At 45.6% G+C, this 8,325-nt stretch carries 5 protein-coding genes; all 5 read left to right on the top strand.

Annotation, left to right across the window (positions count from 1 at the left end):
- A partial coding sequence (locus WS34_RS13505; protein WP_046405435.1) for a DNA-directed RNA polymerase subunit beta occupies positions 1-948 on the top strand: 948 nt, incomplete at its 5' end.
- Positions 949-1,024: 76 nt separating this feature from the next.
- Entirely contained in the window at positions 1,025-5,284 is a 4,260-nt protein-coding gene (gene rpoC / locus WS34_RS13500) for a DNA-directed RNA polymerase subunit beta' (RefSeq protein WP_013612166.1), read from the top strand.
- Between the two features lie 228 nt (positions 5,285-5,512).
- On the top strand, positions 5,513-6,088 hold the full coding sequence (locus WS34_RS13495) for an RNA polymerase sigma factor (RefSeq protein WP_046403898.1): 576 nt from the start codon (positions 5,513-5,515) through the stop codon (positions 6,086-6,088).
- A 135-nt stretch (positions 6,089-6,223) separates the two neighbouring features.
- A complete protein-coding gene (locus tag WS34_RS13490) occupies positions 6,224-7,366 on the top strand; it encodes a FecR family protein (RefSeq protein WP_286693795.1) in 1,143 nt (380 codons plus the stop codon).
- 148 nt (positions 7,367-7,514) lie between these two features.
- Positions 7,515-8,325: STN domain-containing protein (locus WS34_RS13485; RefSeq protein WP_286693794.1), on the top strand; the 811-nt coding region annotated here is incomplete at its 3' end.

The raw sequence follows: 8,325 nt of genomic DNA, 5'->3' as shown, positions 1-8,325 counted from the left end.
CTGAATGAAGATGTTATTCCGAAAGGCGTGAAGTTTACGCTGAAAACTTTGCAAAATCTGAATTATCTGGAAATCAATCCGAACAAGTGGACGACAGATAAACAGAAGAACGATATGATCCGTGATTTGCTGCACAACTTTGTGATCAAATACAAGGAGATCGAAGGACAGATGAAGCGTAAAAAATATAATGCTACTGTCGGAGACGAACTTCCTTCCGGCATCATCAAAATGGCTAAAGTTTACGTAGCGAAAAAACGTAAATTGCAGATCGGTGATAAGATGGCAGGACGTCACGGTAATAAAGGTATCGTATCCCGCGTTGTAAGGGTTGAAGATATGCCGTTCCTGGCCGACGGTACTCCGGTGGATATTTGTTTGAATCCGTTGGGTGTACCTTCCCGTATGAACCTGGGACAGATTTTCGAAGCTGTATTGGGCTGGGCCGGTAAAGAATTGGGATTGAAATTCGCCACTCCGATTTTCGACGGTGCAAGCCTGGACGATATCAATGCCTATACCGATAAAGCCGGTGTGCCTCGTTACGGTACAACCTACTTGTATGACGGTGGTACCGGTGAACGTTTCGACCAGCCGGCGACAGTAGGAGTGACCTACTTCCTGAAACTGGGTCACATGGTAGATGATAAAATGCATGCCCGTTCGATCGGACCGTACTCGTTGATTACGCAACAGCCTTTGGGTGGTAAAGCTCAATTCGGTGGGCAGCGTTTCGGTGAGATGGAGGTTTGGGCTCTGGAAGCTTTCGGAGCTGCTCATATCCTGCAGGAAATCCTGACCGTGAAGTCTGACGATGTAATGGGCCGTACCAAAACTTACGAGCATATCGTAAAAGGAGAGCCTATGCCTACCCCGGGTCTGCCCGAATCATTCAACGTATTGTTGCATGAGCTGAGAGGACTGGGATTAAGCGTGAACTTGATATAATGTAAAAAGCTATAAGCTAAAAGCTATAGGTAATAAGCCTTTAGCCTTTAGCTTTTAGCCTTTAACTTCAAAAATTATGGCTTTTAGAAAAGATAATAATACCAACAAGCCCAAGAGCTTTACAAAAATTGCTATCGGACTGGCCTCTCCTGAGGAAATTCTGGAACATTCCAGCGGACAGGTGTTGAAGCCCGAGACCATCAACTACCGTACTTATAAGCCTGAACGTGACGGTCTGTTCTGTGAGCGGATTTTCGGTCCGGTAAAGGATTACGAGTGCCATTGCGGTAAATACAAACGCATCCGTTATAAAGGTATCGTTTGTGACCGTTGTGGTGTGGAAGTGACGGAGAAAAAAGTACGCCGTGAACGGATGGGGCATATCCAGCTGGTCGTTCCGGTGGCTCATATCTGGTATTTCAAATCCCTCCCCAACAAGATCGGATATCTGTTAGGATTACCTTCCAAGAAATTGGATGCTGTTATTTACTACGAACGTTATATCGTGGTACAACCGGGTATTATGTCTGAAAAAGGAATCGCTGAGCTGGATATGCTCACGGAAGAGGAATACCTGGACATCGTAGATGCTCTGCCTGCCGACAATCAGCATCTGGACGATGACGATCCGAATAAATTTATCGCTAAGATGGGTGCCGAAGCGATTCAGATGTTGTTGGAACGTCTGAATTTGGACGATCTGTCTTACGAATTACGTCATAAAGCCAATACCGAGACTTCTCAGCAACGTAAAAACGAAGCGCTGAAACGTCTGCAAGTGGTAGAAGCTTTCCGTGAAAGCAAAGAGGTGAATAAACCCGAATGGATGATCGTGAAGGTGCTGGCTGTAATTCCACCGGAATTGCGTCCGTTGGTACCGTTGGACGGAGGACGTTTCGCTACTTCCGACCTGAACGATTTGTACCGTCGGGTCATTATCCGGAATAACCGTCTGAAACGGTTGATCGAAATTAAGGCGCCGGATGTGATCCTGCGTAATGAAAAACGAATGTTGCAGGAAGCTGTCGATTCATTGTTCGACAATTCACGTAAATCCAATGCCGTTAAGATCGAGAATAACCGACCGTTGAAATCACTCTCCGACAGTTTGAAAGGTAAACAAGGACGTTTCCGTCAGAACTTGCTCGGTAAACGTGTCGACTATTCGGCCCGTTCGGTTATTGTGGTGGGTCCGGACCTGAAAATGCACGAATGTGGTTTGCCGAAAGATATGGCAGCCGAATTATATATGCCGTTTATCATCCGGAAGTTGATCGAACGGGGTATCGTGAAGACCGTGAAGAGTGCCAAGAAAATCGTAGACCGTCGTGATCCGGTGGTTTGGGATATTCTGGAAAACGTATTGAAAGGTCATCCGGTATTGTTGAACCGTGCTCCGACCCTTCACCGTTTGGGTATTCAGGCCTTTCAGCCGAAATTGATCGAAGGAAAGGCTATCCGTTTGCACCCGCTGGCTTGTACCGGATTCAATGCCGACTTCGACGGTGACCAGATGGCCGTTCACTTGCCGCTGGGTAATGAAGCTGTTCTGGAAGCTCAGATCCTGATGCTTTGTGCACATAACATTCTGAACCCTGCTAATGGGGCACCGATTACAGTGCCTTCGCAGGATATGGTGCTCGGCTTGTATTATATCACCAAACCGCGTAAGGGAGCTAAAGGAGAAGGATTGAAATTCTATTCACCCGAGGAGGTGATCATCGCCCTGAATGAAAAGGCGGTAGATTTGCATGCTCAGATACAGGTGAAGATCAAGGATGTCGATCATGCTGGAAATGAATATGTCCATATGATCGAAACGACTGTGGGACGTGTTATTCTGAACCAGTTTACACCGAAGAATTTCCCGTACATCAATACACTGATTACAAAGAAATCATTGCGTGACATCATTAGTGATGTGTTCAAACGTTGCGGGGTTGATGTGACTGCCAAATTCCTGGACGATATCAAGGACCTGGGATACCGTATGGCATTCGAAGGCGGATTGTCGTTCAATCTGGCCGACGTTATCGTACCGGAAGAAAAGGATGCCCTGTTACAGGAAGGATATGACCAGGTAGAAGAGGTCATGAACAACTATAACATGGGTTTCATCACGAACAACGAACGTTACAATCAGATCATCGATATCTGGACGCATGTGAACGCCAAGCTGACCAATACGTTGATGAAACAATTGGCCGAAGACGATCAGGGATTCAACTCTATTTATATGATGCTTGACTCCGGAGCCCGTGGTTCCCGTGAACAGATCCGTCAGTTGGGCGGTATGCGTGGTTTGATGGCGAAACCGCAGAAATCGGGTGCTACCGGTGGTCAGATTATCGAGAATCCGATTTTGGCGAATTTCAAAGAGGGATTGTCCGTGTTGGAGTACTTTATCTCTACTCACGGTGCCCGTAAAGGTTTGGCCGATACGGCTCTGAAAACGGCAGATGCCGGTTACCTGACCCGTCGTTTGGTGGATGTTGCCAACGATATTACAATCACAGAAGAGGATTGTGGTACGTTGAGAGGGGTTACTATCGCTGCTATCAAAAATAACGAAGAAGTAGTCGCTTCGCTGTATGAAAGAATCCTGGGACGTGTGTCTGTACACGATATTTACCATCCTCACACCGGTGAGTTATTGGTGAAATCAGGAGATGAAATCACTGAAGAGATTGCCGAAGCCATCGAGAAATCACCGATCGAACGTGTAGAAGTACGTTCTGTACTGACTTGCGAAGCGAAGAAAGGGGTATGTTCGAAATGCTACGGACGTAACCTGGCTACCGGTAAGCTGGTACAGATGGGTGAAGCTGTCGGTACCATTGCTGCACAGTCTATCGGTGAACCGGGTACACAGCTGACCTTGCGTACATTCCACGTGGGTGGTACGGCAGGTAACATCTCGACCGAGAACTCTCTGAAAGCGAAATACGACGGTATCATAGAATTCGAGGAATTGCGTTCAGTAGAATATACACAGGACAACGGGCAGAAATGTGATGTCGTTGTCGGCCGTTTGACTGAATTGCGGATTATCGACAAAAATACCAATATTATCCTGATTACGCATAATATTCCTTACGGTGCAAAACTGTTTGTGAAAGACGGTCAGGAAATCAAGAAGAATGATCTGCTTTGCGAATGGGACCCGTTCAATGCATTGATCATAACTGAATTCAGTGGTAAGATCGGTTCTGAAAATCTGATCGAAGGAGAGACTTACAAAGAAGAATCGGATGAAACGACCGGTTTCCGTGAAAAAGTAATCACCGAGTTCCGTGATAAGACCAAAGCACCTGCTTTGACCATTGAAGACAAAAACGGGAATATCGTCAAGAGTTATAACTTGCCGGTGGGGGCTCATATCGTAGTGAAAGAAGGAGATGAAGTAACGGCCGGTAGTACGATCGTGAAGATCCCGAGAGCTGTCGGTAAGGCAGGCGATATCACGGGTGGTCTTCCTCGTGTAACCGAATTGTTCGAGGCTCGTAACCCGTCGAATCCGGCAGTCGTTTCTGAAATCGACGGTGAGGTGACTTACGGTAAGATCAAACGGGGTAACCGCGAAATTATCGTGACTTCTAAAGCCGGCGAGGTGAAGAAATACCTGGTTTCTCTGTCAAAACAGATCCTGGTACAGGAAAACGACTATGTACGTGCCGGTACGCCGTTGTCCGACGGAGCGATCACTCCGACCGATATTCTGAATATTCAGGGACCGATTGCCGTTCAGGAATATATTGTGAATGAAGTTCAGGATGTATACCGGATGCAGGGTGTGAAGATCAACGATAAACATTTCGAGATCATTGTACACCAGATGATGCGTAAGGTATTGATTCAGGATTCCGGAGATACCCGCTTCCTGGAGAATCAGATCGTGGATAAGAGCGAGTTTATGGAGGAAAATGACGAGATGTTCGGTAAGAAGGTGGTGATGGAACCCGGAGATTCCGACCGCGTGAAAGCCGGCCAGATTATTTCTGCCCGTACACTCCGTGATATCAATTCTCAGTTGAAACGCCGGGATTTGAGAGTTGTCGAAGCCCGCGATGCTGTACCTGCTACTTCGGCTCAGGTATTACAGGGAATCACCCGCGCTGCTTTGCAGACTTCCAGCTTTATCTCTGCCGCTTCTTTCCAGGAAACGACAAAAGTGTTGAACGAAGCTGCCATTTACGGTAAGGTGGATCCGTTGGAAGGCTTGAAAGAAAACGTGATCTGCGGTCACTTGATTCCGGTGGGTACCGGTATGAAAGAACTCCGGGGATTGGTCGTTGGATCGAAAGAGGAAATGGAGAAAATGCAGGGTAATAAGTAACTGGAGTAAGAACAAAACGATCGGTTGCTTTTGTAATATAATCCGATGCGGTATCAAATTTATTTGAATACTGCATCGGATTTTGTTTGATTTCTGTGAAGCGAATGTTGATTCATTGATAGTTGATTATTGGGGAAAATATCTTATTTTTGTAACAAAAACTAGCGAATGCACGTGACGTGAGCAGATAGGAAGGTAAATGATTGCGTTGTGAATGATAGGTAATATATGGTGAACTGTCCTGAGTATATATCCGATTTTCAACTGACTGAAAGTAATTTTCATCGTTTGTATCTGGATTATTATCCCTCATTGATATTGTATGCCCGTAGAATATTGAAAGAGGAGGAAGGATGGGCAGAGGATTTGGTGCAGGATGTTTTTATCCGCACCTGGGAAGCCAACCGGGAAATCCGTGAAGCGGAAAATATCGTGACTTATCTGTACCAGGCTGTCAAGTACCGTTGTCTGAATGAATTACGCAACCGGAAAAGGCATCGGCTTATAGAAGACCACATTGACCGGCCGGGAGATACGAACTTTGAAATGCTCTATTTCGAACAGGAGGTTGTACGCCGTGTTAATGAGGTGGTTTCGCGGCTGGCCCCTAAATGCAGAGAGATCTTTGTAAAACATATGGACGGTTTATCACAACGGGAGATTGCCGAGCAAATGGGTATATCCGAAGAGACCGTTAAAAAACAGAAACAGATAGCCCGGAGAATCATCAAGGAAAAAATCGGAGATTTGTGGTTGCTTTTCTTTCTTTTCCGGGAGAAATCCTCACTTTGTTTATTGGACTGATTTTTATATGTTTGGACTCGATTGAACGGCTTCCCTCATGGTGAATCTTGAAAAAAAATAATTTTTTTTATATTTCTTTACCCCTTAGCAAAGAATTAGGTGACTATATAGTGTAAGTGAATAAATACACTGAATATGGATACACCTATAGAATTGTTGACACAAGCTTTATTAGGAGAGTTGCCGGAGGAGAGGAAACGCTGTTTCGAGGCATGGTTACAAGAAAGTGAGGAACATCGTTTACTTTGGGAAAGGTTTCGTCAGCAAGGATATTTTGAAAATACTTTGTCGGAGCTGCATGCTGTGGATGCAGAAGGGGCTTTTCGTGAGTTTTTAAGGAACCGGAAGCGCATCCGTATACGTCGCGTAATAAAATATGCGGCGGTCCTTTTACCGTTTGCTTTCTTGCTGGGATGGGCAGCCCGGCAAACCTTCAGGATCAATGAGACGGTAAACTTACCTGCCGAAGAACAGATCGCGCATGGAAAAATAAAAGCACAATTGTTCCTGAGCAATGGGACGAAATGTGATTTGGGAGAGAACGATTGTCTATTGAATGAAGGACAGGTGAATGTGGTGGCTTCCGGAGGAAAACTGCAATATGAAAACAACGCCGGAGAGCTGGAGGAGGAGGTAAAGTACAATGTGTTGGTAGTTCCCCGGGGGGGAGAATACACGTTGGCTTTGAGCGACGGAACTATCGTGAATCTGAATTCCGAATCGGAACTGAAATATCCTGTACTGTTTACAGGCGATACCCGCACTGTCCGGGTTAGCGGCGAAGCCTATTTTGAAGTGGCTGAAGATGCGGCACGTCCGTTTATGGTAGAAACTACGGGAGTAAAGATCGAGGTATTGGGTACCGGATTCAATGTCATGGCTTATCCCGGCGATGCGGAATCCGCTGTGACCTTGGTACATGGAAAGGTCGGTATACAGACCGACCGGCAACAATTGGTATTGCAGCCCGACGAACAATACGTATATCGATCGGAAACCCATCGGGGAACCGTCCGGGAAGTCGATGTCACTCAATATATCGGTTGGAAAGAAGGGATCCTGAATTTTGACGAAATGCCTTTGGATGAGTTAGTACGTAAATTGGGCCGTTGGTACGATGTGGAATTCTTTTTCACATCCGAACAATTGAAACAGTTGAAATTTTCCGGGGCATTTAAGAAGTATAATGATCTGCATTATGTTTTGAATATTATAGAGGAGCTTACAGATGTGCAGTTTGCTGTAAATAATCGTACGGTTATAGTCAATAAAAAATAAAAACCGGTGCGCGCTTCCAACACGCACCGGGATTCTCCCGAAAAGGAAGAATAATTTTAGTTATTCATTAATTCACAAATCTATGAAAAAAAATGCGAATTGGTGGTTTGTTATGCGAAAAAGCAAGCCGCAAAAATTACTTCGGATTATGAAATTGATTTTTTTGATGTGTGTCTGTATTGCAACCTCTGTTTCGGCCAGGTCTTTGGCCCAACAGCGGATTACGATGCAATTGGGCGAGGCCGGATTGAAGGAGGTGTTTAAAGAAATCGGCCGGCAGACCGGCCAAACGGTCATATACAATGATGACCAATTGAAGTTCGATGGAAAAGTAAAGGCGGATTTTATCGATGTGGAACTCGAAGAGGTGTTGAAACAGGTACTGAAGGATCAAGGGATGTCCTATAAATTTATGGATGATTATATTCTGATCGTCAGACAAAAAGATCTTCCTCAGACAGTCAATGAGATTACGCTTGAAGGTGTGGTTGTCGATCAGACGGGAGCGGCTTTGCCGGGGGTAACGGTGTTGGTGAAAGGCACAACCCTGGGAACTTCTACCAATATAGAAGGAAAGTTTTCCCTGAAATTACCGGAGACCCCAAACATGGTGCTGGTGTTTTCTATGATCGGTATGAAATCGAAAGAGGTGACAGTCGGCAAACAACGGGAATTCAAGGTAACGCTGACGGAAGATCAAAGCGAATTGGAAGAGGTAGTGGTCACCGGAATCTTCGAACGTAAAGCCGAGAGTTTTACGGGTTCTTCCATTTCTATGAAAAACGAAGATTTAAAGCGGGTGGGTAATGCCAACGTTTTCCAATCGTTGAAAAACCTCGACCCGTCCCTGATGATTTTCGACAACATGGAGTTCGGTTCCGACCCGAACAAAACTCCGGAAATGCAACTCCGTGGTGCTTCCACGATTGACTTGGGAAGCGAAGGGGTAGACATCAAGG

The organism is Odoribacter sp. N15.MGS-14 (assembly GCF_000980245.1).
Taxonomy (GTDB): Bacteria; Bacteroidota; Bacteroidia; order Bacteroidales; family Marinifilaceae; genus Odoribacter; species Odoribacter splanchnicus.
Note: the sequence above shows the minus strand (reverse complement) of the source record. Positions and strands in the feature narration are given on the sequence as shown.

What these genes read in the sequence shown, in the direction of transcription:
- WS34_RS13495 (WP_046403898.1), top strand. Translation starts at nt 5,513, where the DNA reads ATGGTGAACTGTCCTGAGTATATATCCGATTTTCAACTGACTGAAAGT.
- WS34_RS13490 (WP_286693795.1), top strand. Translation starts at nt 6,224, where the DNA reads ATGGATACACCTATAGAATTGTTGACACAAGCTTTATTAGGAGAGTTG.
- rpoC (WP_013612166.1), top strand. Translation starts at nt 1,025, where the DNA reads ATGGCTTTTAGAAAAGATAATAATACCAACAAGCCCAAGAGCTTTACA.